The sequence below is a fragment of the Micromonospora psammae genome, from assembly GCF_036902725.1.
In the GTDB taxonomy this organism is placed as follows: Bacteria; Actinomycetota; Actinomycetes; order Mycobacteriales; family Micromonosporaceae; genus Micromonospora.
In genome coordinates, this window is the sequence record NZ_JBAKHM010000012.1 from 51,554 (window position 1) to 76,050 (window position 24,497).

Below are 24,497 nucleotides of genomic sequence, written 5' to 3' on the forward strand. Positions count from 1 at the left end.
GGAGTGCTCAGTCATAGATCGCCTCCACCAGCCACTGGCCGGCCTCGACCGCCAGCAGCAGCGCGGCGCCGTCGGCCAGGCAGACCTGGAACCGGGCCCGGCGCCGGGCCTCGGCCGGGGCCCACCACCGCTCGTCCACCGGCCACGGGCCGACCCAGCCGACGATCTCCGCCGGCCGGGCGGTGCCGACGGTGAGCCGGGCCGGCGCGGCGCTCACCGCCAGCCGCGCGGTGACCACGACCGGCTCGCCGGCGGCGTCGTGCACGGTCGCGGCGAGCGGGCTGCGCAGCACCACGGCCGGCGCGGGCGGCGGCAGCCGGCCCGGCCACGGCGGAACGCCGTCACCCCGGCCCACGCCACCGGCCCCACCAGCGCCACCGGCGCCACCGGCGACCCGGCCGACACCACCGGCCCGGCCAGCACCACCGATCCGGCCAGCACCACCGGCACCGTCGGCCCGGCCGACGCCGGCGCCACCGGCGACCGGGGTGCTGCCGGCGGCACCGCCGGCGGCCGGCTCGCCCGGCAGCGGTGGCGGGCCGGGACGGGCGGGGAGCCGCTCGTCGCCCCACGGGACCAGCCGCGTCTGGTCGGCCGGGGAACGGCCGCCGCCGAGCACTGCGGTGACCACCGACTCGGGGCCGAGGATGCCCTGCACCCGGCTCAACGCCCGGTGCGCCCGTTCCCGCTCCTCACCCGCCTCGCCCCACAGGCCCGGCTGGAGCCCGGACCGGGCCAGCACCCCGTCGGGGACCAGCCGCAGGCGGACGATGCCGGCGGTCGGTCGGGCCGGGCGGGCACCGGCCCGACCGGTGCTGCCGGAGAGCCAACCGTCGAGCTGCCAGCGAACCCGGTCGGCGATGGCCGCGGCGGTGAGCAGGCCGTCGTGCCGCCAGACCCGGTGCAGCTCCTGGCCGTGCGCGGTGACCGCCTCGATGCCGAGCCGGGTGCAGGCCAGCCCGTACGCGGCGAGCCGGTCGTGCAGCTGCTCGGCGAGCGCGCGGGCGGCGAAGGCGGCGGCGTCGACCCGGTCGAGCGGCTCGTCGTGGTCGGCGGTCACCGCCAGGTCGACCGGGGGCTGCCGGACGGCCAGCGGCCGGTCGTCCCGGCCGGCGGCGAGCCGGTGGGCGAGCGCGCCGTCGAACCCGAACCGGGCCAGCACGTCGCCGGCGGGCAGCGCCGCGAAGTCGCCGAGGGTACGCACCCCGAGCCGGCGCAGCAGGTCGGCCAGAGCCGGCCGGCCGATCGCCTCGACCGGCAGCCCGGCGAGGAACTCCGGCGTCCCGCCGGGGGGTACGACCCGACCGTCGCGGGCGGCGAGCCCGGCGGCGAAGACCCCGTCGGCGATCCCCACCTGGCTCTCCACCGCGCAGGCCTGGGCCACCTGTTCGACGATCCGCTCGGCGGCCGCCTCCTCCCCGCCGAGGTAGCGGGCGGGGCCGCGGGCGGCCACCGCGCACGCGCCGGGGCGGACCACCTCGACCCCGGCGACGACCTCCTCGACGGCGGCGACCACCGGTTCGAACGCCCGGGCGTCCCGCGCGGGGTCGTGGTCGACGACGGTCAGTTGCGGGCAACGCCCCTGCGCCTCCCGCCGGCGCAGCCCTCGCCGCACCCCCTCGGCGCGGGCCCGCTCGGAGCAGGCCACCACCCGGTTGGCGTGCAGCACCGCAACCGGGCCGGTGGCGGGCACCCCGTCGGCGATCTCGGCGGCGATGACCGGCCAGTCCGGGCACCAGAGCAGCAGGGTGCGCACCGGGGCGCCGGTCACGCCGACCCGACCAGGGTGAGCGCGCCCCGCCGGGACCGGCCGACCGGGGACGCGGCCGGGCGCGGGATGACCCGGGTGAGCCCGTCGCCGGGCAGCCAGACCTTGATCTCCTTGGGGCGGGCGGCCGCCCCACGGCCGCGGGCGGACACGGTCACCTCGCGGCGGCGCAGCCGGCCCCGGCCCGACCCGAGCCCCTCCCAGGCCCCCCGGACCACCTGGAGCGTGACGTCCGCGCGGTCCCACCGGCCGTACGGCACGAACACGCTGCCGCGCTGCCGGGCCCGGGCGGCCAGCCGCTCGGCGACCGAGGCGGAGACGGTGTGCGGCACGGCGGCCACCACCACGTCCACCCCGTCGATCAGCGCGGCGACGACGGTGGGCCACTCCGGGCCCGGATCCGGCACGAGGGCGAGCCGGTCCAGCGCGATGCCGACCTCGGCGGCCGCGCCCGCCCCGAAGGTGGGCACCCCGACCACCGCGCACCAGGAGCCGGCCCGGGACGCCTCGGCGAGCAGGGCGAGGACCAGGGAGGTGGTACCGCTGTGCCGGGGCTGGCCGGCGGAGACCGCGATCGTGCTGCCCCGGCGCAGCCCGCGGTTGGGCAGCAGGCCGGTCAGCTCTGGGGCCACCGGGAGGACCCGGTGAGCGCCCGCCGGATCCGGCGCGCTCGCCGGGCGCACCAGACCGGCCAGTGCGGCGGAACCGACCACCATGCGGCCCGCCATCGGACCTACCCCCCGTCGTGTCGTGCTGGATCAGGTGCCCGCTGCTGGAGCGGATGGACTCACCGGGGCGCTGCCCGGCGGGGACCCGGGCGTGCTCCGGGTCAGGCGGCGAGGCCGTCGAAGGTGGGTTGGTGGGCCAGGCCGAGCGCGGTCTCCACCACCGAGACGAACTGCTCGGACGCCCGGAGCAGGTCGTCGGCCTCGCGGGCGCTCACCACCCGGGGTATCCCCGCCTCGGCGGCGGCCCGCTTGCCGGCGCCGGCGGCGAAGTGACGGGACCACTCGTCGAGCTCGGGGGCGACCGTGGAGAGCAGCACCCAGACGCTGGTGATCCGGTGACGTCGGGCGGGCGCCGGGCGGGCGCGGGCGGCGAGCAGGGCCGCGGCGGCGCGCAGGGCGGCGAGGTGGGCGGCGGCGTAGCGCAGCCCGTCGGGGCGGGTCCGGGCGGCCTCGGCGAGCCCGTGCCGGGCCACCGCGAGGAGCTGGGCCGGGGTGCGGTGCGGCAGCACGTGCGCCGGCACCGTCGGTGCCTGGGCCGGGTTGGTCGGCATGACTGTCTCCTCCGCGTGACCGGGTCGGGGCGCGACGTGCGGCGGAGGAGTTCCACCGGCGGAGCGCCCGGAGCGGGTGGTGCGGAGGAAGACGCACCAGGTGGGGGCCGGCCGGGTGTGGACGCTTCCCCACACCACACCCGGCCGGCGAACCGGCGGGTCCGTCGTCCGCCGCCCGGGGGTCGTGGGCGGCGGACGACGATCCTGCCTTGACGGGACCGGGCTCGCGACTGCCCGACACCCGGTGCGGTCCGCGAAACCGCACCCTCCGGAAGCCGGCGCCGCGAAACACCTCTTCCGGGTAGTTGGAACGGGCGTACGACTCAATCGAACACTCGTTCTAACTGCCCTGACAGTACACCCTGCCCCCGACGAAAACGCAACGTGTGGCGTACGGCGTGCCGGGAGCGGATTCCCCGCCCCCCGAACCACCGCAGCCGCGCCACGCCCACCGACGTGGTCGGCTCCACCGGCCGGAGGCGTACCGGGAAGAATGGGGGCATGCAGCCACACCCGAACGTACGGGCGGTGCAGGCGGCCCTGGCCGGTGCGGACGCGCGCGACGGCGCCGGCGCGCCGAGCGTGGTCCGCCTGCTGCCCGAGGCGGTCCACACCGCGGCCGCGGCCGCCGGGGCGCTCGGCGTCGACGTCGGCGCCATCGCCAACTCGCTGGTCTTCGAGGCCGACGGGGCCCCGCTGCTGGTGCTGACCTCCGGCGCGCACCGGGTGGACACCGCCGAACTGGCCGCCACCCTCGGATTCACCCGGCTGCGCCGGGCCACCCCCGAGTTCGTCCGGGAGCACACCGGCCAGGTGATCGGCGGCGTCGCCCCGGTGGGCCACCCCCGCCCGCTGCGCACCCTGGTCGACACGGCACTACAGGGGTACGACGAGATCTGGGCGGCCGGCGGGGTGCCGCAGGCGGTCTTCCCCACCACGTACGCGGATCTGCTGCGGATCACCGGCGGCGACCCGACCGAGGTGGCGTGAACCGGCCCGACGGCGTTCCCGAGCTGGTCACCCTGCACGTGTGGCGGATCTCCCGGGCCGCCCTGCCCCGGGCCCTGACCCGGATGGCGCTCGACCCGCGCCGGCTGCGCGCCACCCCCGGCGTACGGTTCGGCAAGCTGCTGGGCACCGGGACCGGCACCGGCTTCGGCCCCGGCGACGCCGACCTCACCCGGTGGGCCGCGCTGACCGTGTGGGACTCCCCCGCCGCCGCCGAAGGCTTCGACGCCTCCCCGGTCGGCCGGGCCTGGGCCCGGATCGCCCACGCCGGCGTCCGGGTCGACCTGCGTCCGGTGACCAGCCGGGGCGAGTGGTCCGGGCAGCGCCCGTTCGGCGACCCGCCGGGCGGCCGGGTCGACGGGCCGGTGCTGGCGCTGACCCGGGCCCGGCTGCGCCCCCACCGGGCGGCCACCTTCTGGAAGGCCGTCCCACCGGTGGCCGGCGCGCTGCGCTCCGCGCCGGGCCTGCTCGCCCGGTTCGGCGTGGGCGAGGCCCCGCTGGGCTGGCAGGGCACCGTCAGCGTGTGGCGCGACCCGACGGACCTGGTGGCGTTCGCGTACCGTCACCCGGAGCACCGCGCCGCGATCACGCGCACCCCCACCGAAGGGTGGTACGCGGAGGAACTCTTCGCGCGGTTCGAGGTGCGCGACGTGGTCGGTGACCGGGCGGTGCTGGGATGGGTCGCCGACGGCGACGGGCAACGGTGAGAGGACACGCATGAGGTTGGTGCGGTGGACGCCGGACGATCTCGTCCGACGGCTGGACGACGTGGTCGCCGTCTACGGGGAGGCGATGGGCTACCGCGCCGACCTGCTGGAGGCCCGACGCGGCTACATCGCCAGCCACGTGCGCCGCCCCGGGTTCCGCGCCGTGGCCAGCCTCACCACCGACGGCCGGCTGGCCGGCTTCGGGTACGGCTACCAGGGCGAACCCGGGCAGTGGTGGCACGACCAGGTGTTCCGCGCCCTGACCCCGGAGGACCGGCGGCGCTGGCTGGCCGACTGCTTCGAGGTGGTCGAGCTGCACGTCCGGCCCCCGGCGCAGGGCCACGGGCTCGGCGCCCGCCAGCTCACCGCGCTGCTCACCCTCGCCGAGGGGACGACCACCCTGCTCTCCACCCCGGAGGCCGACGAGTCGACCTCCCGCGCCTGGCGGCTGTACCGGCGCTTCGGCTTCGTCGACGTGCTGCGCCACTTCCACTTCCCCGGCGACGAACGTCCCTTCGGGGTGCTCGGCCGGGACCTGCCGCTGGTCCCGCCCGCCGCCGCCGAGGCCGCGCCCGGCGTCGCCGGCGAACCCGGCCCGGGCGTGCCGTGACCCGACAGCGGGTCTCCTGGGCGCTGCTGACCGTCCTCGTCCTCGCCCAGATCTGCTACCCGCTCACCAGCGGCGACACCCGGGCCCGGCTGACCGTCGCCACGGTCGTGCTCGGCTACCTGCTGGCGGTGGGGCACGCGCTGCTCAGCCGCGGTCCGCGTACGGCGGCGGCGCTGGTCGCGGTCGCCACCGGCGGCGGGTTCGCCATCGAGGCGCTCGGCGTGGCCACCGGCTTCCCGTTCGGCAGCTACGACTACTCCGGCGAACTCGGCCCGAAGCTGGCCGGGGTGCCGCTGATCATCCCCCTCGCGTGGACCTGGATGGCCTGGCCGGCCTGGCTGGCCGCCGCCCGGCTCGTCCCGCCCGGGCTCGGGCGGACCGCGCTGGCCGCGCTCGGACTGGCCACCTGGGACCTCTTCCTCGACCCCCAGATGGTGGCCGAGGGCTACTGGATCTGGCGGGACGCCACCCCCGCCCTGCCCGGGCTGCCCGGCGTCCCGGTCAGCAACTACCTGGGCTGGCTGCTCTTCGCGGTGCTGCTGATGGGCGCGCTGCGCCCCCTCGCGGGGCCGGCCGTCGCGGTCACCGACTCCCGGGACGCCCCGATGTTCGCGCTCTACCTCTGGACGTACTTCTCCAGCGTGCTGGCCCACGCCGTCTTCCTGGACCTGCCCGCCTCGGCGCTCTGGGGGGCGGTCGGCATGTCGGTGGCCGCGGTGCCGCTGGCGGTGACGCTGGGCCGCGCTGGCCGCCACGATGGCGACCGACCGCAGCCCCGGCCGCAACGCCCCGGCGTCGACGCGACGGCATGACCGCGCTCCTCGCCCTGGTCGTCGCGGTCGCCGCGCTGACCGGGCACACCTGGGTCAACGCGGGCCGCTGGCTGCGCCGCCCCACCGGCGGCCCGGTCGAGGTCGCCGAGGCGGTGGCGGTGCTGCTGCCGCTGCGCGACGAGGCCGCCCGGGTCACCGGATGCCTGCGGTCCCTGCTCGACCAGCGGGGCGTGCCCGGGCTGCGGATCGTGGTGCTCGACGACGGCTCGACCGACGGCACCGCCGACGTGGTCCGCGCGATCGCCGGCGACGACCCGCGGGTCACCCTGCTCACAGGGGTCAGCCCGCCGGCGGGCTGGCTGGGCAAGCCGCACGCCTGCCACCAGCTCGCCGCCCGCGCCGACCCGGCCGCCACCGCGCTGGTCTTCGTCGACGCCGACGTGGTGCTCACCCCGTACGCGGTCGCGGCGGCGGTGACCGGGCTGCGCGCCGCCGGGGCGACGCTGCTGTCGCCGTACCCCCGGATCGTGGTGCGGACCGCGGCCGACCGGCTGGTCCAGCCGCTGTTGCAGTGGTTGTGGCTGACCTTCCTGCCGCTGCGCGCGATGGAGCGCTCCCCGCGGCCGTCGCTGGCCGCGGCGGGCGGGCAGTTCCTGGTGGTGGACCGGGCCGGCTACACCGCGGCCGGCGGGCACGGCGCGGTCCGCGACAAGGTGCTGGAGGACATCGAGCTGGCCCGGGCGGTCAAACGCTCCGGCGGGCGGATCGCCCTCGCCGACGGCTCCCGGCTGGCCTCCTGCCGGATGTACGACAACTGGCCGCAGCTGCGCGACGGCTACACCAAGTCGCTCTGGGCCTCGTTCGGCCACCCGAGCGCGGCGGCCGTCGTGGTGACCCTGCTGCTCCTGCTGTACACCGCGCCGCCGCTGCTGGCCGTGGCGGCGCTCGCGGCAGGCGCGCCGACGGTGGCCGCCCTGGCCGGAGCCGGCTACCTGCTCGGGGTCGCCGGGCGGGTGCTCAGCGCCCGCGCGACCGGTGGCCCGGCCTGGCCCGACGCGCTCGCACACCCCGTGTCGGTCGTGGTCCTCGGTTGGCTGACCCTGCGGTCGTACCATCTGCGGAAGCGGCGCCGCCTGTCCTGGCGCGGCCGCCCGGTCAGCTAGGAGGCACGCCATGGCGCGGATCGTGGTCATCGGCGCCGGCGTGGGCGGGCTGGCCACCGCCGCCCGGCTGGCCGTCACCGGACACGAGGTCACCGTCTTCGAACGGGCCGACACCGTCGGCGGCAAACTCGGCCGCCACACCCGCGACACCCCCGAGGGGTCGTTCCACTTCGACACCGGGCCGAGCCTGCTCACCCTCCCCCAGGTCTTCCACGACCTGTTCGAGGCGACCGGGGCCAAGCTCGACGAGTACCTCGACCTGGTGCCGCTGGACCCGATCGTCCGGCACGTCTTCGCCGACGGCGGGCCGGCGCTGGACTCCTGCGCCGACCCGGCCGAGTTCGCCGCCCGGATCGGCGCCACCCTCGGCGACCGCGCCGCCGCCGACTGGCAGCGGCTGTGGCGGCGGGCCGCCCGGGTCTGGGCGGCGTCGCACCGGGACATCCTGCGCCGCCCCATCGACTCCCCGCGCGACCTGGCCGCGCTGGCCTGGCGGCTCGGCGACCTGGCCGCCATCGGCCCCGGCCGCACCCTGCGCGGGCTGGGCCGCAGCCACCTGTCCGACCCGCGGCTGCGGATGCTGCTCGACCGGTACGCCACCTACACCGGCGCCGACCCGCGCCGGGCCCCCGCCGCGCTGGTCGCCGTCCCCTACGCCGAGCTGACCTACGGCGGCTGGTACCTGCGCGGTGGGCTGGGCACCCTCGCGGACGCGCTGCTGTCGCGCTGCCTGGACCTCGGCGTGGTGGTGCAGACCGGCGTCACGGTCACCCGGATCGACGCGGCCGGCGGCCGGGTCCACGGGGTACGCCTCGCCGGCGTCGCCGCACCCGTCCCCGCCGACGTGGTGGTGGCCAACACCGACGCGCTCACCGTCTATCGGGACCTGCTGCCCCACGCGCGCCGGCTGGCCGGGCTGACCGACCGCAGCCTCGCCGGCTTCGTGCTGCTGCTCGGGGTACGCGGCGACAGCGGGCTGGCCCACCACAACGTCTTCTTCCCCCGCGACTACGACGCCGAGTTCGACGCCGTCTTCGGCGACCCGGGCCGGGGGGTGCGGGCCCGGCCCGCGCTCGACCCGACCGTCTTCGTCACCGCCGCCGACGACCCGATGGTCCGCCCGGACGGGCACGAGGCGTGGTTCGTGCTGGTCAACGCCGCCCGCCACGGCACCGCGACCGGCGCGGTGGACTGGCGCCGGCCGGGGCTGGCCGAGGCGTACGCCGACCGGATCCTCGACGTGCTCGCGGAGCGGGGCGTGGACGTACGGGACCGGCTGGTGTTCCGGGAGATCCGCACCCCGGCCGACCTGGACGCCGCCACCGGCGCGCCCGGCGGGACGATCTACGGCACGGCCGGCGGCCTGCTCCGGCCGGGCAACCGCGGCCCGGCGCACGGGCTGTGGCTGGTCGGCGGCTCCAGCCACCCCGGCGGGGGCCTGCCCATGGTGACCCTCTCCGCGCAGATCGTCGCCGAGCAGATCGGCCCGGCCTGGTAGACCCGCCGCCCGCGCCGCCCGCGCCGCCGCACGCTTTGCGGCGTGTCGGGGTGTCCCCGTCGCCGGATACCGCGACCCGCCGCAAACGACGTCGATCATGACGGCCGGGGCGGCCGGGGCCGGCCGTGCGCCGGTCCGGTTCAGGGGCGGGGAGGGGTCAGCCGGCGTCGACGAGGGCGCGGCGGACGGTGGAGAGGAGCTGGCCGAGGCCGAAGCCGGCCAGCAGCACCCAGACGGCGGTGGCCATGGTGATGGTGCCGGCGGCCAGGTCCGGGTCGATCAACCCGGTCAGCCCGGCCAGCAGCAGCCCGACCAGGGCCACGCAGACCCGGGTGGGGCGCTCTCCCACGGTCACCGCGCCGATCTCCCGCATGCCCGCGGCGACGGCCCGGGCCCGGACGTACTCGTGCAGCCAGGAGAGCGCGCCTCCGGCCACGACCAGCGCCCCCGGCGCGCCGACCAGCCAGAACGCCACCAGCCAGGCGATCTCGCCGAGCCGGTCGGCGACCGAGTCGTAGACGTAGCCGAGCCGGGAGGTCCGGCCGGTGGCCACCGCGACCGCGCCGTCGACGCTGTCCGCCACCGAGGCGAGCAGCACGAACAACGCGCCGATGATCGGCCCGTTCGGCGAGCGCACCGCGAACAGCGGCACGCAGAAGCAGAGCAGCACCCCGGCCACCGTCACCGCGGTCGGGGCGATCCGGAGCCGGCCGAGGATGTACCCGAGGTGGTAGGCGAAACGCAGCCAGGCGCGCACCACCGGCGCGGCGACCCGCGGGTCGAAACCGCCGTGCAGCCGCGCCCACGCGGTCGCGTACTCGTCCCACTTCAGCTGTGTGCCCACCCTGGGGTCAACCGTCACGGCGTGGTGGAGGTGTCGGCGTCGGCGCGTTCACACCCGGGCGCCGGCCTGGAGGCTGCGCCAGACCTCCCGGGTCGCGGTCGACCGGTTGAGGGTGATGAAGTGGATTCCCGGCACCCCCTCGTCCAGCAGCCGGGCGCACATCTCGCTGGCCTGCTCGACGCCGAGCCGGCGGACCGCCTCCGGGTCGTCGGCGACCCGGTCGAACCGTTCGGCGAGCGCCCGCGGGAACGGCGCCCCGGACAGCTGCACGGACCGTTCGATGGTGCCGATCTGGGTCACCGGCATCACCCCGGCCAGGATCGGGGTGTCGCAGCCGGCGGCGGCCACCCGGTCGCGCAGCCGCAGGTAGTCGTCGGCGTCGAAGAACATCTGCGTGATCGCGAACTCAGCGCCGGCGCGGCACTTGCGGACGAAGTACGCGGTGTCGCTGGCCACGTCGGGCGAGCGCGGGTGCTTGTACGGGAAGGCGGCCACCCCGACGCTGAAGTCACCGGCGTCGCGTACCAGCCGGACCAGCTCCTCGGCGTAGTCGACCCCCTCGGGGTGGCGGACCCAGTCGCCGTTGGGGTTGCCGGGCGGGTCGCCCCGCACCGCCAGCACGTTGCGCACCCCCACCCCGGCGAGCCGGCCGATGACGTGCCGCAGCTCGGCCACGGAGTGGTCGACGGCGGTCAGGTGCGCCATCGGCAGCAGGGTGGTCTCGGTGGCGATCCGCTCGGTCACCGCGACGGTGGTGTCCCGAGTGGACCCGCCGGCGCCGTAGGTGATCGAGACGAACGAGGGGCGCAGCGACTCCAGCTCCCGGATCGCCTGCCAGAGCAGCCGCTCGCCCACCGCGGTCTTGGGTGGAAAGAACTCGAAGGAGAAGGTCGGCCGGTGGTCGCGGATGAGCTCCCCGATCGCCGGCTGCGGGTTGGGAAGGACGGAGGGAAGACCGAGCGCCACGCCCCGACTCTAGCGGGCGGTGTCCGCCGCACCCACGGGCTTCCCGTCCGCGCCCGAAGGCCGGGAAGGGAGCCGCGCGGCGACGGACGCCGGGTCCGGCGCGACGTCGTACCCCGGGGGTAGACAGAGAGCAGCGCGGGTGGCGCCGGTCGGAGGCCGGCGCCCGGGGGCACGCGCGGGGGTCAGCAGCACCGACCAGCGGCAACCGGACCCGTCCTGCCGGACGACGGGGAGGCCGCACCCACGCCTGACCGGAGGACCGATGACCTCGCCCGACCCGTGCCTGCTCGGGCCGCTGATCGCCCAGTCGCGGCTGGCCCGCGGCTGGAGCCAGCAGCGGCTCGCCGACGAGCTCTGCGCCGTGGGGGCGCCGACGCTGACCCGGCACGAGATCTCCCGCTGGGAGCGGCAGGCCCGGCTCCCGGGCGACCGGTGGCTGCGCCGGCTCGCCCAGGTCCTCGGCCTGCCCGCCGGCTCGCTGGCCGACGCGGCGGCGCGCAGCCGGCCCGCCGGCCGGCCGGGCCCGGTCGGCCCCGCCGGCTCCCGGTCCCGCTCGGCGCTGCTGGCCCTGGCGCAGCGCTGGTCGGTGGATCCGACCGCCCCGCTGCTCGTCGCCCCGGCGGCGGCCGACCGGACCGGGCCGTCCCCGTCCGGTGGCCCGCTCCCCGGCCCCGGCGACCCGACGCCGGGGCCGGCGGAGCCGCCCGGCGCCGGCGGGCTCGCCGCGCTGCGCCGGCTCGACGACCTGGCCGGCGGGGGCGACCTCGCGCCGACCGCGGCGTACCGGCTGCGGTGGACGGTCCGGGCCCTCTCCGGGGCCGGCCCGGCCGCCCGGCGGCGGCTGCTGCCGGTGCTGGCCGAGACGGCCCAGCTCGCCGGGTGGCTGCACGCCGACGCCGGCGACCCGGCGGCCGGGCTGGACGCCTACCGGCTGGGGTTGCGGGCGGCGGCCGCCGCGCGGGACCCGGCGTTCGCCGGGCACGTGCTCGGCTCGGCCAGTCACCTGCTGGCCGGCGCGGGCGACCCGGAGGGGGCGCTGCTGCTGGCCCGCACCGGGTACGCCGGCGCCCGGCGCACCGCCAGTGCGGGGCTGCGGGCGCTGCTGCTGCACCGGGTGGCGCTCGCGGCGGCGCTCGGCGGACGGGCCCGGGCCGCCCGGCAGGCGCTGGACGCGGCGCGGCACGCGGCCGACGCCGTCCGGCCGGGCACCGAGCCGCCGTGGCTCTACTGGCTGGACGACGTCGAGCTGGCCGCGATGCGCGGGCGCACCCTGGTCGCGCTCGGCCGCCCCGCGCCGGCCGTGCCGCTGCTGCGTGCCGTGCGGGACGCCGGCCGGCCGCGCAGCGCGGCCATCTACGGCGGCTGGCTGGCCCGCGGCCTGCTCCAGCTCGGCGAGGTGGAGCAGGCCTGCGCGGTGGCCGGCGCCGCGGTGCTGGACGCGGTCCGCGCCGGGTCGGCCCGGGCCGTGACCCCGCTGGCCGAGCTGGAGCGGCGGCTGCGGGCGCACCGCACCGAGCCGGCGGTCCGGCGGTACGCCACCCTGCTCGGCGACGCCCGCCGGTTCCTCCCCCGGGGGCCGGCGGCGGCGCCGGGCCGGCCGGGCACGACCCGTCGGCCCGGTGGTGGCGCGCTGTCGCCGGGGACCGGCTAGCGTCGGGGCGTGACCCACGCTGCTCCCGTCTCCCCCGTCGACCGCGTCGGCCTGCGTCAGCGGGTCGACAAGGCACTGACCGAGTTCCTGGCCAACCAACGCGCCTGGATGAGTGGCGTGGACGACGCCCTGGCACCGGTCGCCGAGGCGATCGAGGCGTTCGTGCTGGGCGGGGGCAAGCGGTTGCGTCCCGCCTTCGCGTACTGGGGGTTCCGGGGGGCCGGCGGGGTCGACGCGGACCAGGTGGTCACCGCCCTGGCCGCGTTGGAGTTCGTGCAGGCCAGCGCTCTGATCCACGATGACCTGATGGACCGCTCGGACACCCGTCGCGGCGAGCCGGCGGTGCACCGCCGGTTCGCCGCCCGGCACCGGGCCGCCGGCTGGGGCGGTGACCCGGACGGGTTCGGCGACGCCGCGGCCATCCTCCTCGGCGACCTCTGCCTGGTCTGGTCCGACGAGCTGCTGCACTCGGCCGGGCTGGACCCGCGGACGGTGGCCCGGGCCCGTCCGGTCTTCGACCGGATGCGCAGCGAGGTCACCGTCGGGCAGTACCTGGACGTGCTGACCCAGGCCACCGGGGACACCTCGGTGGAGCGGGCCGGCAAGGTGGCCCGGTACAAGTCGGCGAAGTACACCGTCGAGCGACCGCTGCTGCTCGGCGCCGCGCTGGCCGACGCGTCGGCGGACGTGCGGACGGCGTACTCGGCGTACGGATTGCCGCTGGGCGAGGCGTTCCAGCTCCGCGACGACGTGCTGGGGGTCTTCGGGGACCCGGCGCAGACCGGCAAGCCGGCCGGCGACGACCTGCGCGAGGGCAAGCGCACCTACCTGGTGGCGGCGGCCCTCGAGGTGCTCGACGAGGCCGGCCGTGAGCTGCTGCTGGGGCAGTTGGGCGATCCGGCACTGGACGAGGCCGGGGTGGCCCGGCTGCGGGAGCTGATCAAAAGCTGCGGGGCGCTGGCGCGTACCGAGCAGCGGATCGTCACCCTCACCGACACCGCGCTGGCCGCGCTGAGCGCCGTCGACCTGGACACCGAGGCCCGTCAGGCCCTGGTCGACCTCGCCATCGCCGCCACCCGCCGCGCCGACTGACCCGCCACCCTGCGCGGATCCCGCGCGATCATGAAATTGACGGCGTCCGGAGAACGGAAGCCGCCGCCAACTCCATGATCAGCCCGTGGGAGGGTCAGAAGCCGAGGGCCTGGGCCCGGCGCTTGACCTCGCGGGCGTGGTCGCCGCCGAGGGTGGCCGCCCCGGTGCCGCCGGAGAGGGTGGCGTCGGGTTCGTAGAGCCAGCGCAGGGCGGCCTCGTCGTCGTAGCCGGCGTCGGCCAGCAGGTTCAGCACGCCGGGCAGGTGCTTGAGCACCGTCTTGTTGGCCACCAGGTCGGCCGGGATCTTGCGGACGCCGTCGCGGCGTACGGCGATCAACTCGCGGTCCCGGATCATCTGGTGGACCTTGCTGATCGACAGGTCGAGGCGCTCGGCCACGTCGGGCAGGGTCAGCCAGGCGGCCGGGCCGGTCGGGCCGGCGAGGTCGGCGCCGGGAGACTGGTCGGCGGGTACGGAATCGGTCACCCGACCACCCTGCCACGTCCGCCGGGCGGGGTCGCACCGGCACCCCGGTCGACCTGCCCGGGTACGCCGCCCCCGGCACGGCCGCCGGCCTGCGTCCGCGCGGCGGGGACGGAGTGAATTGGCCCCCGGCTGTAGCATCCTGTTCAACCTTCACCCTCAGGACACATAGACTGCCTGCCGATGGACACACAGGTCGCCGACACGTTGCTGGGCTCGCTGCTCGACGAGCGCTACCGCATTCGCGGGCGCGTCGCGCGTGGCGGGATGGCGACCGTGTACACCGCCACCGACGAGCGCCTCGAGCGCACCGTGGCGGTCAAGATCATTCACCCGTCCCAGGCGCCCGAGTCCCGGTCGCGGCTGGCCAACTTCGTGGCGCGGTTCACCGACGAGGCGAAGACCATCGCCCGGCTGACCCACCCTAACGTGGTGGCGGTCTACGACCAGGGCACCCACGCCGGGCTGCCGTACCTGGTCATGGAGTACGTCCGCGGCCGCACCCTGCGCGACGTGCTCGCCGAGCGGCGCCGGCTCAACCCGGACGAGGCGTTGGCGATCATGGAGCAGATGCTCGCCGCGATCGGCGCCGCGCACCGGGCCGGGCTGGTCCACCGGGACGTCAAGCCGGAGAACGTGCTGGTCGCCGAGGCGCCCACCGGCGGCGCGGCGAACCTGGTCGACAGCGTGGTCAAGGTGGCCGACTTCGGCCTGGCCCGGGCGGTCGAGGCCAGCGACGAGGAGAACGGCAACCAGCTGATGGCGACCGTCGCGTACGTGGCGCCGGAGCTGGTCACCGACGGGCACGCCGACGCGCGCACGGACGTCTACTCCGCCGGCATCGTGCTGTTCGAGATGCTCACCGGGCGGGTGCCGTACGACGGGGACCGGCCGGTGGACGTGGCCTGGCAGCACGTCGACCGGGACGTCCCGGCGCCGTCGACCCTGGTCCCCGGGCTGCCGAGGGGGCTGGACGACCTGGTCGCGCGGGCCACCCGACGCGATCCCGGTGCGCGGCCCACGGACGCGGGCGCGCTGCTCGCCGAGGTCCAGGTGGCCCGGGACGACCTGGGCAGCGCCAACAGCCACACGGCGGTGCTGCGTCGGGTGTCCGACGACGCCTCGCCGGTGTCCCAGCCGACCATGGTGGTGTCGGCGGTCCGCCCGGCCGAGCGCCCCGCGTGGGCCCGGCTGCCGGAGGGGCAGCGGACGCACCGGCGGCGGGCCCCGAGCTCCGGCCCGTTGGCCGGGCTGGCCGAGCTGTGGTCCCGGGTCAGGGGCACGCCACGGGGCCGGCTCTCGCTGGCCGCCGCCGTGGTGGCGCTCGGCCTGCTCGCCGCCGTGGGTGGCTGGTGGGTCGGGGTGGGCCGCTACACGGTCGCGCCGCAGCTGGTCAGCCTGAGCAAGGCCGAGGCGCAGGCGCAGGCCGACCGGGCCGGGTTCACCCTCAGCTACGCCGAGCCCCGCCACGACGAGAAGATCCCCCGGGACAGCGTGGTGGCGCAGGAGCCGGGTTCGGCGGGCCGGATCCTCAAGGGCGGCACCATCACCCTCACCCTCTCGCTGGGGCCGGAGCGCTTCCCCCTGCCGGACGTGCTGGGCAAGGACTTCGAGCTGGCCGAGGCGGACCTGACCGACGCGAAGCTGGTGGTGGTGAAGGGCCCGCCCCGGTTCGACGACAACCTGCCCGAGGGTGTGGTGGTGGCCACCAACCCGAAGGCGGGCGTCGAGGTGCAGCCGGGCGCGAAGATCACCGTCGTGCTGAGCAAGGGCCGGGCGCCGATCACGGTGCCGAACCTGGTCGGCAAGAACGTCAACGAGGCGCGGGCGACGCTGGCGCAGCTCGGGCTGGTGCCGGCGGAGACGTACAAGGACTCGGCCAAGCCCAAGGACGAGGTGCTCGGGCAGAGCCCGTCCGACGGGGCCGGAGTGGAGAGGGGCGCCCAGGTCAAGCTGGACGTCAGCAAGGGCCCGCCGGAGGTGGTCGTCCCCCGGGTGGTCGACCTGCCGTGCGCCCAGGCGCAGCAGCAGTTGCAGGGCCTGGGCTTCCCGGTGACCGTGCAGTTCAACCCGAACGGCATCGTCCGGTTCCAGAACCCGGAGAACACGCCGGTGCCGCCGGGCACGCCGGTCACCCTGGGGTGCCTGTGACCACGGCCATGGCACGCCGACCGGTCGGCACGCACACCCCCACCTCGGGCGGTCTGGCGAAGACGGCCCTGCCCTACCTCGACACGGTCGGCGCCGCGGTGGCGCAGGTCTACGTCTCCAACTCCCGGGGCTGGGCGTTGCCGGCCGGCGACCCGGGGCAGGACGTGCTCTTCCGCGACGGCTGCGCCGCCCGGGACGTACCGGTCTTCATCCACGCGTCGCTGCTGGTCAATCTCGGCTCCCCGACGGCGGCGACGGTGGAACGGTCCGCGGAGACCCTCGCCCACGCGCTGCGCCGGGGCCGGGAGATCGGCGCCCGCGGCGTGGTCTTCCACGCCGGCAGCTCGGTCGACGCCGGGCACGCCGACGCGGCCATGCGTCAGGTACGCGAGGCGCTGCTGCCGCTGCTGGACGCCGCCACGGCGGCCGGCGGGCCGATGCTGCTGGTGGAGCCGAGCGCGGGCGGGGGCCGGTCGCTGGCCTCCCGCCTGGAGCAGCTGGGCCCCTACCTGGACGCCGTCGACCGGCATCCCGGGCTCGGGGTCTGCTTCGACACCTGCCACGCCTGGGCGGCCGGGCACGACCTGGCCGCCCAGGGCGGCATGACGGAAGCCCTGGACACGCTGGTGGCCACGGTCGGCGCGGGCCGGCTGCGGCTGGTGCACGCCAACGACTCGAAGGACCTCTGCGGCTCCACCCGGGACCGGCACGAGAACATCGGCAAGGGCAGCATCGGCGAGCCCGCCTTCGCGGAGCTGATGGCCCATCCGGCCACCGCCGGGGTGCCGATCGTGGTGGAGACCCCGTCGGAGAAGCACCTGGGCCACGCCGCCGACATCGCCACCCTCAACCGGCTGCACCCCTGACCGGCCTGCCCGGCCGGGTGCCCGGGCGCAGCGCCGTGGTGGGCAGGGCCCCCATGACCGGGGGCCCTGCCGATCCCGTCAGGCGCGCAGGAGGCGGGTGAGGATCTCGGCGGCGCGGTCGACGCCGTCGTCGTCGACGTCCATGTGGGTGACCAGCCGGGCGGTACGCGGCCCGAGCACCGAGATGAGCAGCCCCTCGGCGCGGGCGGCGGCCGCGAGGGCCTTCCCGTCCAGCGGGTGCTTGGTCAGGTCCAGCGGGACCAGGTTGGTCCGGACCGGGGCGGCCAGCACCCCGAACGGGGCGACCGCCTCGGCCAGCCGGGCCGCCCTCGTGTGGTCCTCGGCGAGCCGCTCGACGTGGTGCGCGAGGGCGTACCGGCCGGCTGCGGCGAGGATGCCGACCTGCCGCATGCCGCCACCCATCCGCTTGCGCAGGAACCGGGCCCGGGCGATCTTGTCCGCGCTGCCGACGACCAGGGAGCCGACGGGCGCGCCGAGGCCCTTGGAGAGGCAGACGCTGACGGTGTCGAAGAGGGTGCCGTAGTCGGCCAGCGGCACGCCGTCGGCGACGTGCGCGTGCCAGATCCGGGCGCCGTCGCAGTGCAGGGCGAGCCCGTTGTCGTCGGCGACCCGCCGCAGCTGCCGCAGGGTCGCCAGTGGGATCACCCCACCCCCACCCCGGTTGTGGGTCTGCTCGACGGCGATCGCCCGGGTCGGCACCGCGAAGTAGCCGTCCGGCCGGATCATCCCGGCGACCACGTCGGGGTCGATGTCCGCGCCGACCGCCGGCCAGGTCCGCGAGGAGATCCCGCCGTACGCGGCGGCGGCGCCGATCTCGTACGTGACCACGTGCGCGTCGGCGTCGCAGAGCAGCTCCTCCCCCGGCGGTACGACGAGCTGGAGGGCGAGCTGGTTGGCCATCGAACCGGTCGGGGCGAAGAGCGCCGCCTCGTGCCCGAAGAGCGCGGCGACCTCGGCCTCCAACGCCTCGACGGTGGGGTCCTCGCCGTACACGTCGTCGCCGACCTCGGCGGCGGCCATCGCCTCCCGCATCCCGGCGGTGGGCCGGGTCACGGTGTCGGATCGAAGATCGATGAAGGTGTCAGCCACGGTTGTCCTTTCGGCTGCCGACTGCGGGGCTCGCAAGCTCACTCCTCGCGTCAGCCACGGAGCATCTCCGCCACGAGGAAGGCCAGCTCCAGCGACTGCTGGGTGTTCAGCCGCGGGTCGCAGGCGGTTTCGTACCGGTCGGGCAGGTCGAGGTCCTCGATGCCCTGGGCGCCGCCGAGGCACTCGGTGACGTCCTCGCCGGTCAGCTCGACGTGCAGCCCGCCCGGATGGGTCTCCAGGCCGCGGTGCACCTCGAAGTAGCCGAGCACCTCGTCGACGATGCGGTCGAAGTGCCGGGTCTTGTAGCCGTTGGACGACTCGTGGGTGTTGCCGTGCATCGGGTCGCACTGCCACACCACCTTGGCGCCCGCCGCGGTGACCTTGGCGACGATCGGCGGCAGGGCGTCGCGGACCCGGTGGTTGCCCATCCGGCTGATCAGGGTGAGCCGGCCGGGGACGTTGTCCGGGTTGAGCTTCTCGCAGAGCTCGATCGCCTCGTCCGGGGTGGTGGTCGGGCCGAGCTTCACGCCGATCGGGTTGGCGATCCGGGAGATGAAGTCGATGTGCGCCCCGTCGATCTGCCGGGTCCGCTCGCCGATCCAGAGGAAGTGCCCGGAGAGCCCGTACGCCCGGCGGTCGGAGACCCGGGTGAGCGCGCGGTCGTACTCGAGGGCCAGCGCCTCGTGGGAGCAGTAGAGCGTGACGGTGCGCAGCGCCTCGTCGTCGGTCATCCCGCAGGCCCGGATGAAGGCCAGCGCCCGGTCGATCTCCCGGGCGATCGCCTCGTAGCGCTCGCCGGCCGGGGAGTTGCGGACGAAGCCCTTGTTCCAGTCGTGCACCGCGTGCAGGTCGGCCAGGCCACCGGCGAGGTAGGCGCGGAGCATGTTCATCGCGGCGGCCGAGTTCGCGTACGCCCGGATCATGCGCTGCGGGTCGGCGACCCGCGCCTCCGGCGTGGCCTCCAGCGAGTTGATCAGGTCGCCGCGGTAGGCGGGCAGGCCCCGGGCGTCGGTGGGCAGCGACCGGGGCTTGGTGTACTGCCCGGCGACCCGGGCGACCTTGACCACCGGCAGCGAGGCGCCGTAGGTCAGCACGATCGCCATCTGGAGCAGCGTCCGCGCGTTGGCCAGCAGGTGGCTCTCGGTGTTGTCGGCGAAGGTCTCGGCGCAGTCACCGCCCTGGAGCAGGAACGCCTTGCCCTCGCAGACCAGGGCGAGCTTCTGCCGGAGCTGGTCGACCTCGTAGGGCGCGACGACCGACGGGACGGTGTCCAGCACCTTGCAGACCTCGGCGACGGCGGCCGGGTCGGGCCACGGCGGGGTCTGCGCGCGGGGCAGGTCCCGCCAACGGTCCAGGCCGAGGGCCGCGTCCTCGGCCGAGTCGACGGTGGGCCGGCTGGTCTGCAGCCCGGGGCTGCTCACGGCGGGGTAGCTCAGCTGATGCCACTCATGGCGCATGACAGAAAGCGTACGGCGACTGCCGGCGCGACCCGCCGCCGAGGGTGAGGGTTCCGGCAGATGGGAGGGTCAGGGAGTGCCGGCCGGGGCGGGGGTGTGCCCGCCGGGCGCCTCTCCCGAGATGCACCAGTCGGCGCCGGCCCGGGTGACGGTGAACAGCAGCGGCCGGACCAGTTCCCGGGCGCCCGCCGTGACCGTCACCGAGGTGCTGACCTCCTGCCCGCGCGGGCCGGTACGGATGTCGGTGATGGTCGCGCCGACGACCTCGAAGTGGTCGGCGAAGTCGCCGTTGGGGCCGGTCGCCGCGGCGTCGAAGGCCTCGTGCATGGGGGCACAGAGCTGGCTGCGGCCGGCGGTGACGTCCTTGGCGGTCATCGCGTCGAGGTAGGCCTGCACCCGCTCGCGGGACTTGGCGCTGGCCTGTTCGGCCGGGGCCCGCTGGGGCGCGGCGGCGCCACCCTCGTCGTCCCCGCCGATGCCGCAGCCGAGCAGGGTGAGCGGCAGGAGCGCCAGGACGGCGACGCCGCCGGCGGTGCGGTGCCTCGGGCCCATCGGCCCTCCCCTCGGTGCGGACCTCGCGGATTCCGAGCGGCGAGTGTGTCACATCGACGCACTTGCATGGCACGCCGTCATGGCCCAGACTTTCATTTAATATTATTAACTATTACAGGAGGAGCGATGGAACGACGACGACGTCGCGCCCTGACCGTGGCCGCGCTCGGCGGTCTCCCGGCCCTGGCCACGCTGGCGCTGGTCGGCACCGCCGGCGCGCACGGCTCCATGCAGTCCCCGGTCAGCCGGACGTACGCCTGCTTCCTGGAAGGACCGGAGTCGCCCGACACCCCGGCCTGCCGGGCGGCGGTCGCGGCCGGCGGCACCCAGGCGCTGTACGACTGGAACGAGGTCAACATCGCCGACGCCGCCGGGCGGCACCGCCAGCTCATCCCGGACGGCCGCCTGTGCAGCGCCAACCGCGACAAGTACCGCGGCTTCGACCTGGCCCGCGCCGACTGGCCGGCCACCGCCCTGCCGTCGGGCGGCAACTGGACGTTCGCCTACCGGGCCACCGCGCCGCACCGCGGCACCTTCCAGCTGCACGTCACCCGCGCCGGGTACGACCCCACCCAGCCGCTGCGCTGGTCCGACCTCGAGCTCTTCCACACCGCCACCGACCCGGCGCTCACCGACGGGGCGTACCGGATGACGGCCCGGCTGCCGCAGCGGACCGGGCGGCACGTCGTCTACTCGATCTGGCAGCGCTCGGACAGTCCGGAGGCCTTCTACACCTGCTCCGACGTGACGTTCGGCGGCACCCCGACCACCCCGCCCGCCACCAACCCGCCGCCGCCGACCACACCCCCGCCGACCACTCCCCCGCCCGCGACCACCCCGCCGCCCGGCACCCCGCCGCCCGGCACCGCGCCCGCCTGGCAGCCGGGCACGGCGTACGCCGTCGACGCGCTGGTCTCGTACGACGGACGGACCTGGCGGTGCCGCCAGGCGCACACCTCGCTCACCGGGTGGGAGCCGCCCAACGTCCCCGCCCTCTGGCTCCCCGCCTGACCACAGCCTCCACGGCTCGGACACCCACGAGCGGTCCGCCATGGCTGTCATCGGACGCCGGTGACAGCCATGGCGTACCACCGGTGGGGGGAAGCCTCGGCGGGCCCGGGCAGGCGGCGGCGGGTCGGTGGCTGGCTACTCTGCGGGGGATCGCGGAACGTACGCCGAGGACAGGGGGTGAGGGCGATCCTTCCCGTCGCGTCGGTCGACACCGCGGGGCTGCCCCCGGCGGAGCGGTTCGACTTCTGGCAGGACCTCGTCGCCCGCGAGTCGGTGCCGGCCCGGATCAGCAGCGCGCACACCCTCGACTTCACCGCCTCGGCCCGGGTCGTCGAGCTCGGGGTGGTCCGCCTCGCCGTCTGGCAGTACCCCTCGTTGGAGCTGCACCGCACGTCCCGGATGATCCGCAGCACCGACCCGGAGCTGTACCAGCTGGCGTTGCCCCTGTCCGGCCACGGCGGCGTGTCTCAGGGGCGGCGTGCCGGCCCGCTCGGTCCGTCCGGCTTCGCCCTCATCGACACCGCCCGCCCGCACGGGTCGACGCACCGGCCGGACGGACCGGGCGACGCGCTCCTGCGGACGATCACCGCCCTGGTGCCGCGCGCGGCGCTGCCGCTGCCCGCGCACCGGCTGGACGCCCTGCTGGCCGCGGAGATCCCGGCCACCACCGGGATGGGCCTGCTGCTGGCTCAGATCCTGCGCCAGGTGGCCACGCACCCCGAGCAGTACGCCCCGGCCGACGCACCCCACCTCGACCGGGCCGTCCTCGACCTGCTGACCGGCGCCCTCGCCAGCCGGTTGGACCTGGAACCTGCCCTGCCCGCGGAGGTCCGGGCCACCGGCCTGCGCACCGGGGTCGAGGCGTTCGTCCAGCGGCACCTGGCCGATCCCGAGCTCACTCCGGCCGCCGTGGCCGAGGCGTACCACGTGTCCCTGCGGTCGCTGCACCGGTCGTTCGAGGGCACCGGCACCACGATCGCCGCCCTGATCCGGACCCGCCGCCTGGAGCGCTGCTTCCGGGACCTGACCGACCCCCGGCTGGCCCACCTGACCGTCCACGAGGTCGCCGCGCGCTGCGGGTTCCGCGACCGGGCCCACTTCAGCCGGGCGTTCCGGACCGCCTACGGGCTCTCCCCCCGGGAGCACCGGGAGCGGGCCGGCCGGGACTGAGCGGACACGCCGGGCGGGGAGGGACCGCCGTGGTCCCTCCCCGCCGTGTGGGTGGTGCGTCGGCTCGGCTCAGCCGAGACCGCCCTTGATGGCGCCGATCAGCTCGCCGTTGCCGGTGTCGCCGGAGAGCTCCCAGAAGAAGGCGCCACCGAGGCCCTGGTTCTTGGCGTAGGTCATCTTGCCGTTGATGGTGGCCGGGGTGTCGTAGCTCCACCAGTTGCTGCCGCACTTGGCGTACGCCGTGCCGGCCACCGTGCCGGTCGCCGGGCAGGTGTTCTTGAGGACCTTGTAGTCCTCGATGCCCGGCTCGTAGGTGCCCGGGGCCGCCCCGGTGGCGGTGCCGCCCGGGGCGGACTGGGTGACCCCGGTCCAGCCCCGGCCGTAGAAGCCGATGCCGAGCAGCAGCTTGTTGGCCGGGATGCCCTTGCTCTTGAGCTTCTGGATCGCCGCGTCCGAGTTGAAGCCCTGCTGCGGGATGCCGGGGTAGGAGTAGAGCGGGGAGTGCGGGGCGGTGGGGCCCTGCGCGTTGAAGGCGCCGAAGTAGTCGTACGTCATCGGCATGATCCAGTTGAGGTACGACGAGGCCCCGGCGTAGTCGGTGGCGTCGATCTTGCCGCCGTTGCTGCCGTCCGCGGTGATCGCGGCGGTGACCAGCGCCGACGAGCCGAACTTCGACCGCAGCGCGCTGACCACGTTCTTGAAGGCGTTCGGGCCGCTGGTGTCACAGGAGAGACCGCAGGCGTTCGGGTACTCCCAGTCGACGTCGATGCCGTCGAAGACGTCCGCCCAGCGCGGGTCCTCGACCAGAGCGTGGCAGCTGTCGGCGAAGGCGGCCGGGTTCTGCGCGGCCTGGGTGAAGCCGCCCGACCAGGTCCAACCGCCGAAGGACCAGATCACCTTCAGGTGCGGGTGCATCTTCTTGAGCTTGCGCAGCTGGTTGAAGTTGCCGCGCAGCGGCTGGTCCCAGGTGTCGGCGACGCCGTCCACACTGTCGGCCGCGGTGTAGGCCTTGTCGTAGGCGGCGTAGCTGTCGCCGATGGTGCAGCGCCCGCCGGTGGTGTTGCCGAAGGCGTACAGGATGTGGGTCAGCTTGGCGGCGGAGCCGCTGGTCTGGATGTTCTTGACGTGGTAGTTGCGCTGGTAGACGCCCCACTCGGCGAAGTAGCCGACGATCTTCTTGTCCCCGGTCGGCGGGGTGGTGGGCGGCGGGGTCGTCGGCGGCGGCGTGGTGGGCGGCGGCGTCGTCGGCGGGGTGGTGGTGGGCGGAGTGGTGGTCGGCGGGGTGCCGCCGCCGGCGCACGGCGCGCCGTTGATGGTGCAGTTCAGCGGGGCCTGGTACGGCCCGGTGCCGTTGTAGCCCCAGCTGAAGCTGGCGCCGGGGGCGATCGGGCCGGCCCAGCTCTTCTTGACCGCCACGTAGTGGTTGCCGCTGCTGGTGATGTCGGCGTCCCAGGCGCTGCTGACGGTGGTGCCGGCCGGCAGGTCGAACTCGATGCGCCAGGTGTCGACGCTGGCGGTGGAGCCGTTGGCGACGGTGACCCGGGTCTCGTGGCCGGTCCCCCAGTCCTGGGCCTTGGCGAACGAGGCGGTCACGCTGCCGGCGCCGAACGCCGAGGTCACCGGTACCGCAGCGACGGTCACCGCGACCACGGCGCCGGCCCAGAGGGCGCGGCGGAGCGATCTCTTCATGTGGCACCTCCCCAAACAGTTAGGAAACTTTCCAGAAGATGGGGAGACGCTACTCAGCTCGTCATCACTTAGTCAAGATGTGCATGTCTCGATTTGTCGCGGCGCGCACTCAAGGGCCCGGGCCGCTGCGTAGCCTCACAGCATGACCGTCTTCGACATCGAGATCGACGCCCTCTCCGGCGGCCCGGCCGACCTCGCCCGGCACCGGGGCAAGGCGCTGCTGGTGGTGAACGTGGCTTCTCGCTGCGGCCTCACCCCGCAGTACGCCGGCCTCCAGCACCTCCAGGAGGAGTACGCCGACCGCGGCCTGGTGGTGCTCGGGGTGCCGTCCAACCAGTTCGCCGGGCAGGAGCCGGGCACCGCAGAGGAGATCAGCGATTTCTGCCAGGTCAACTACGGGGTGACCTTCCCGCTGACCGAGAAGGTCGACGTCAACGGGCCCGCGCGGCACCCGCTCTACACCGAGCTGGTCTCCACCGCGGACGCCGAGGGGCACACCGGCGACGTCCGGTGGAACTTCGAGAAGTTCCTGGTCGCGCCGGACGGCACGGTCGCGGCCCGGTTCGCCCCGACGGTCACCCCGGACTCCGCCGAGCTGCGCACCGCGATCGAGAAGTCGCTCCCGGCCTGAGCCGCCCGTAGCTCCTCCCT

Annotated in this window: 22 protein-coding genes and 2 pseudogenes; 13 read left to right on the forward strand and 11 right to left on the reverse strand. The window is 75.8% G+C overall.

Annotation, left to right across the window (positions count from 1 at the left end; all coding sequences use genetic code 11):
* Positions 1–7: 7 nt before the first annotated feature.
* From V6U79_RS29810 to V6U79_RS16250, 4 genes and pseudogenes are all read right to left on the reverse strand, one after another.
* Positions 8–340: pseudogene (locus V6U79_RS29810) on the reverse strand (DNA polymerase Y family protein); the annotation flags it as partial.
* Positions 341–514: 174 nt separating this feature from the next.
* A pseudogene (locus V6U79_RS16240) lies at positions 515–1,756 on the reverse strand (DNA polymerase Y family protein); the annotation flags it as partial.
* A gap of 11 nt (positions 1,757–1,767) precedes the next feature.
* Complete coding sequence (gene imuA', locus V6U79_RS16245) at positions 1,768–2,496, reverse strand: DnaE2-dependent mutagenesis accessory factor ImuA' (RefSeq protein WP_334529843.1); 729 nt, start codon at positions 2,494–2,496, stop codon at positions 1,768–1,770.
* 101 nt (positions 2,497–2,597) lie between these two features.
* Positions 2,598–3,047 (reverse strand): SAV_6107 family HEPN domain-containing protein, encoded by a 450-nt coding sequence (locus V6U79_RS16250; RefSeq protein ID WP_334529841.1) that lies wholly within the window; start codon positions 3,045–3,047, stop codon positions 2,598–2,600.
* Between the two features lie 501 nt (positions 3,048–3,548).
* Here V6U79_RS16250 and V6U79_RS16255 point away from each other — a divergent pair.
* The 6 genes from V6U79_RS16255 to V6U79_RS16280 are packed head-to-tail and all read left to right on the forward strand — an operon-like array spanning position 3,549 to position 8,806.
* Positions 3,549–4,037, forward strand: a complete 489-nt coding sequence (locus V6U79_RS16255; RefSeq protein ID WP_334529839.1) for a YbaK/EbsC family protein — start codon at positions 3,549–3,551, stop codon at positions 4,035–4,037.
* Positions 4,034–4,762 carry a monooxygenase gene (locus V6U79_RS16260; protein ID WP_334529837.1) on the forward strand — a complete coding sequence of 243 codons (729 nt, stop codon included), beginning with the start codon at positions 4,034–4,036 and terminating at the stop codon, positions 4,760–4,762. The genes V6U79_RS16255 and V6U79_RS16260 overlap by 4 nt, the downstream gene beginning before the upstream one ends.
* Before the next feature lie 10 nt (positions 4,763–4,772).
* The gene (locus V6U79_RS16265; protein ID WP_334529834.1) at positions 4,773–5,372 is read left to right on the forward strand and encodes a GNAT family N-acetyltransferase; all 600 of its coding nucleotides are present in this window, start codon (positions 4,773–4,775) and stop codon (positions 5,370–5,372) included.
* Positions 5,369–6,184, forward strand: a complete 816-nt coding sequence (locus tag V6U79_RS16270; RefSeq protein WP_334529831.1) for a carotenoid biosynthesis protein — start codon at positions 5,369–5,371, stop codon at positions 6,182–6,184. The genes V6U79_RS16265 and V6U79_RS16270 overlap by 4 nt, the downstream gene beginning before the upstream one ends.
* Complete coding sequence (locus V6U79_RS16275) at positions 6,181–7,308, forward strand: glycosyltransferase family 2 protein (RefSeq protein ID WP_334529828.1); 1,128 nt, start codon at positions 6,181–6,183, stop codon at positions 7,306–7,308. The genes V6U79_RS16270 and V6U79_RS16275 overlap by 4 nt, the downstream gene beginning before the upstream one ends.
* Positions 7,309–7,318: 10 nt before the next feature.
* Positions 7,319–8,806, forward strand: a complete 1,488-nt coding sequence (locus V6U79_RS16280; RefSeq protein WP_334529825.1) for a phytoene desaturase family protein — start codon at positions 7,319–7,321, stop codon at positions 8,804–8,806.
* Between the two features lie 157 nt (positions 8,807–8,963).
* Here the strand turns inward: V6U79_RS16280 and V6U79_RS16285 are convergent, their stop codons facing one another.
* Together V6U79_RS16285 and metF are read right to left on the reverse strand one after the other, a co-directional pair.
* Complete coding sequence (locus V6U79_RS16285) at positions 8,964–9,650, reverse strand: CDP-alcohol phosphatidyltransferase family protein (protein ID WP_334529822.1); 687 nt, start codon at positions 9,648–9,650, stop codon at positions 8,964–8,966.
* A 48-nt stretch (positions 9,651–9,698) separates the two neighbouring features.
* On the reverse strand, positions 9,699–10,616 hold the full coding sequence (gene metF, locus V6U79_RS16290; protein WP_334529819.1) for a methylenetetrahydrofolate reductase [NAD(P)H]: 918 nt from the start codon (positions 10,614–10,616) through the stop codon (positions 9,699–9,701).
* Positions 10,617–10,878: 262 nt separating this feature from the next.
* Between metF and V6U79_RS16295 the strand changes: the two genes are divergently transcribed.
* A complete protein-coding gene (locus V6U79_RS16295) occupies positions 10,879–12,267 on the forward strand; it encodes an NsdA family TPR-like regulatory protein (protein WP_334615108.1) in 1,389 nt (462 codons plus the stop codon).
* A gap of 9 nt (positions 12,268–12,276) precedes the next feature.
* Positions 12,277–13,359 carry a polyprenyl synthetase family protein gene (locus tag V6U79_RS16300; RefSeq protein ID WP_334529244.1) on the forward strand — a complete coding sequence of 361 codons (1,083 nt, stop codon included), beginning with the start codon at positions 12,277–12,279 and terminating at the stop codon, positions 13,357–13,359.
* 94 nt (positions 13,360–13,453) lie between these two features.
* Here the strand turns inward: V6U79_RS16300 and V6U79_RS16305 are convergent, their stop codons facing one another.
* Positions 13,454–13,843 (reverse strand): Rv2175c family DNA-binding protein, encoded by a 390-nt coding sequence (locus V6U79_RS16305; protein WP_442933789.1) that lies wholly within the window; start codon positions 13,841–13,843, stop codon positions 13,454–13,456.
* Positions 13,844–14,023: 180 nt separating this feature from the next.
* On the opposite strand from V6U79_RS16305, the gene pknB reads away from it, so the two are divergent.
* Complete coding sequence (pknB, locus tag V6U79_RS16310; protein ID WP_334529249.1) at positions 14,024–15,991, forward strand: Stk1 family PASTA domain-containing Ser/Thr kinase; 1,968 nt, start codon at positions 14,024–14,026, stop codon at positions 15,989–15,991.
* An 8-nt stretch (positions 15,992–15,999) separates the two neighbouring features.
* Positions 16,000–16,857: a deoxyribonuclease IV gene (locus V6U79_RS16315; protein ID WP_334529252.1), complete on the forward strand. Its 858-nt coding sequence runs from the start codon at positions 16,000–16,002 to the stop codon at positions 16,855–16,857.
* Between the two features lie 78 nt (positions 16,858–16,935).
* Here the strand turns inward: V6U79_RS16315 and V6U79_RS16320 are convergent, their stop codons facing one another.
* The 3 genes from V6U79_RS16320 to V6U79_RS16330 form a co-directional block, all read right to left on the reverse strand.
* On the reverse strand, positions 16,936–17,967 hold the full coding sequence (locus V6U79_RS16320; RefSeq protein ID WP_334529255.1) for a threonine aldolase family protein: 1,032 nt from the start codon (positions 17,965–17,967) through the stop codon (positions 16,936–16,938).
* A 50-nt stretch (positions 17,968–18,017) separates the two neighbouring features.
* Complete coding sequence (locus V6U79_RS16325; protein ID WP_334529258.1) at positions 18,018–19,424, reverse strand: class II 3-deoxy-7-phosphoheptulonate synthase; 1,407 nt, start codon at positions 19,422–19,424, stop codon at positions 18,018–18,020.
* 69 nt (positions 19,425–19,493) lie between these two features.
* Positions 19,494–19,976, reverse strand: coding sequence for a hypothetical protein (locus V6U79_RS16330; RefSeq protein ID WP_334615109.1), 483 nt, complete (start codon positions 19,974–19,976; stop codon positions 19,494–19,496).
* Between the two features lie 126 nt (positions 19,977–20,102).
* On the opposite strand from V6U79_RS16330, the gene V6U79_RS16335 reads away from it, so the two are divergent.
* Entirely contained in the window at positions 20,103–20,987 is an 885-nt protein-coding gene (locus V6U79_RS16335) for a lytic polysaccharide monooxygenase (protein WP_334615110.1), read from the forward strand.
* A gap of 177 nt (positions 20,988–21,164) precedes the next feature.
* Positions 21,165–22,157, forward strand: coding sequence for an AraC-like ligand-binding domain-containing protein (locus V6U79_RS16340; protein WP_334615111.1), 993 nt, complete (start codon positions 21,165–21,167; stop codon positions 22,155–22,157).
* A gap of 69 nt (positions 22,158–22,226) precedes the next feature.
* Here the strand turns inward: V6U79_RS16340 and V6U79_RS16345 are convergent, their stop codons facing one another.
* A complete protein-coding gene (locus V6U79_RS16345) occupies positions 22,227–23,846 on the reverse strand; it encodes a glycosyl hydrolase family 18 protein (protein WP_334615112.1) in 1,620 nt (539 codons plus the stop codon).
* A 142-nt stretch (positions 23,847–23,988) separates the two neighbouring features.
* On the opposite strand from V6U79_RS16345, the gene V6U79_RS16350 reads away from it, so the two are divergent.
* On the forward strand, positions 23,989–24,477 hold the full coding sequence (locus V6U79_RS16350; protein WP_334615113.1) for a glutathione peroxidase: 489 nt from the start codon (positions 23,989–23,991) through the stop codon (positions 24,475–24,477).
* The last annotated feature ends 20 nt before the right edge of the window (positions 24,478–24,497 follow it).

Bases quoted from the DNA above. Each gene is read 5' to 3' on its own strand.
- imuA' (WP_334529843.1), bottom strand. From the start codon at position 2,496: ATGGCGGGCCGCATGGTGGTCGGTTCCGCCGCACTGGCCGGTCTGGTG.
- V6U79_RS16250 (WP_334529841.1), bottom strand. From the start codon at position 3,047: ATGCCGACCAACCCGGCCCAGGCACCGACGGTGCCGGCGCACGTGCTG.
- V6U79_RS16255 (WP_334529839.1), top strand. From the start codon at position 3,549: ATGCAGCCACACCCGAACGTACGGGCGGTGCAGGCGGCCCTGGCCGGT.
- V6U79_RS16265 (WP_334529834.1), top strand. From the start codon at position 4,773: ATGAGGTTGGTGCGGTGGACGCCGGACGATCTCGTCCGACGGCTGGAC.
- V6U79_RS16275 (WP_334529828.1), top strand. From the start codon at position 6,181: ATGACCGCGCTCCTCGCCCTGGTCGTCGCGGTCGCCGCGCTGACCGGG.
- V6U79_RS16280 (WP_334529825.1), top strand. From the start codon at position 7,319: ATGGCGCGGATCGTGGTCATCGGCGCCGGCGTGGGCGGGCTGGCCACC.
- V6U79_RS16295 (WP_334615108.1), top strand. From the start codon at position 10,879: ATGACCTCGCCCGACCCGTGCCTGCTCGGGCCGCTGATCGCCCAGTCG.
- pknB (WP_334529249.1), top strand. From the start codon at position 14,024: ATGGACACACAGGTCGCCGACACGTTGCTGGGCTCGCTGCTCGACGAG.
- V6U79_RS16315 (WP_334529252.1), top strand. From the start codon at position 16,000: ATGGCACGCCGACCGGTCGGCACGCACACCCCCACCTCGGGCGGTCTG.
- V6U79_RS16325 (WP_334529258.1), bottom strand. From the start codon at position 19,424: ATGCGCCATGAGTGGCATCAGCTGAGCTACCCCGCCGTGAGCAGCCCC.
- V6U79_RS16330 (WP_334615109.1), bottom strand. From the start codon at position 19,976: ATGGGCCCGAGGCACCGCACCGCCGGCGGCGTCGCCGTCCTGGCGCTC.
- V6U79_RS16335 (WP_334615110.1), top strand. From the start codon at position 20,103: ATGGAACGACGACGACGTCGCGCCCTGACCGTGGCCGCGCTCGGCGGT.
- V6U79_RS16345 (WP_334615112.1), bottom strand. From the start codon at position 23,846: ATGAAGAGATCGCTCCGCCGCGCCCTCTGGGCCGGCGCCGTGGTCGCG.
- V6U79_RS16350 (WP_334615113.1), top strand. From the start codon at position 23,989: ATGACCGTCTTCGACATCGAGATCGACGCCCTCTCCGGCGGCCCGGCC.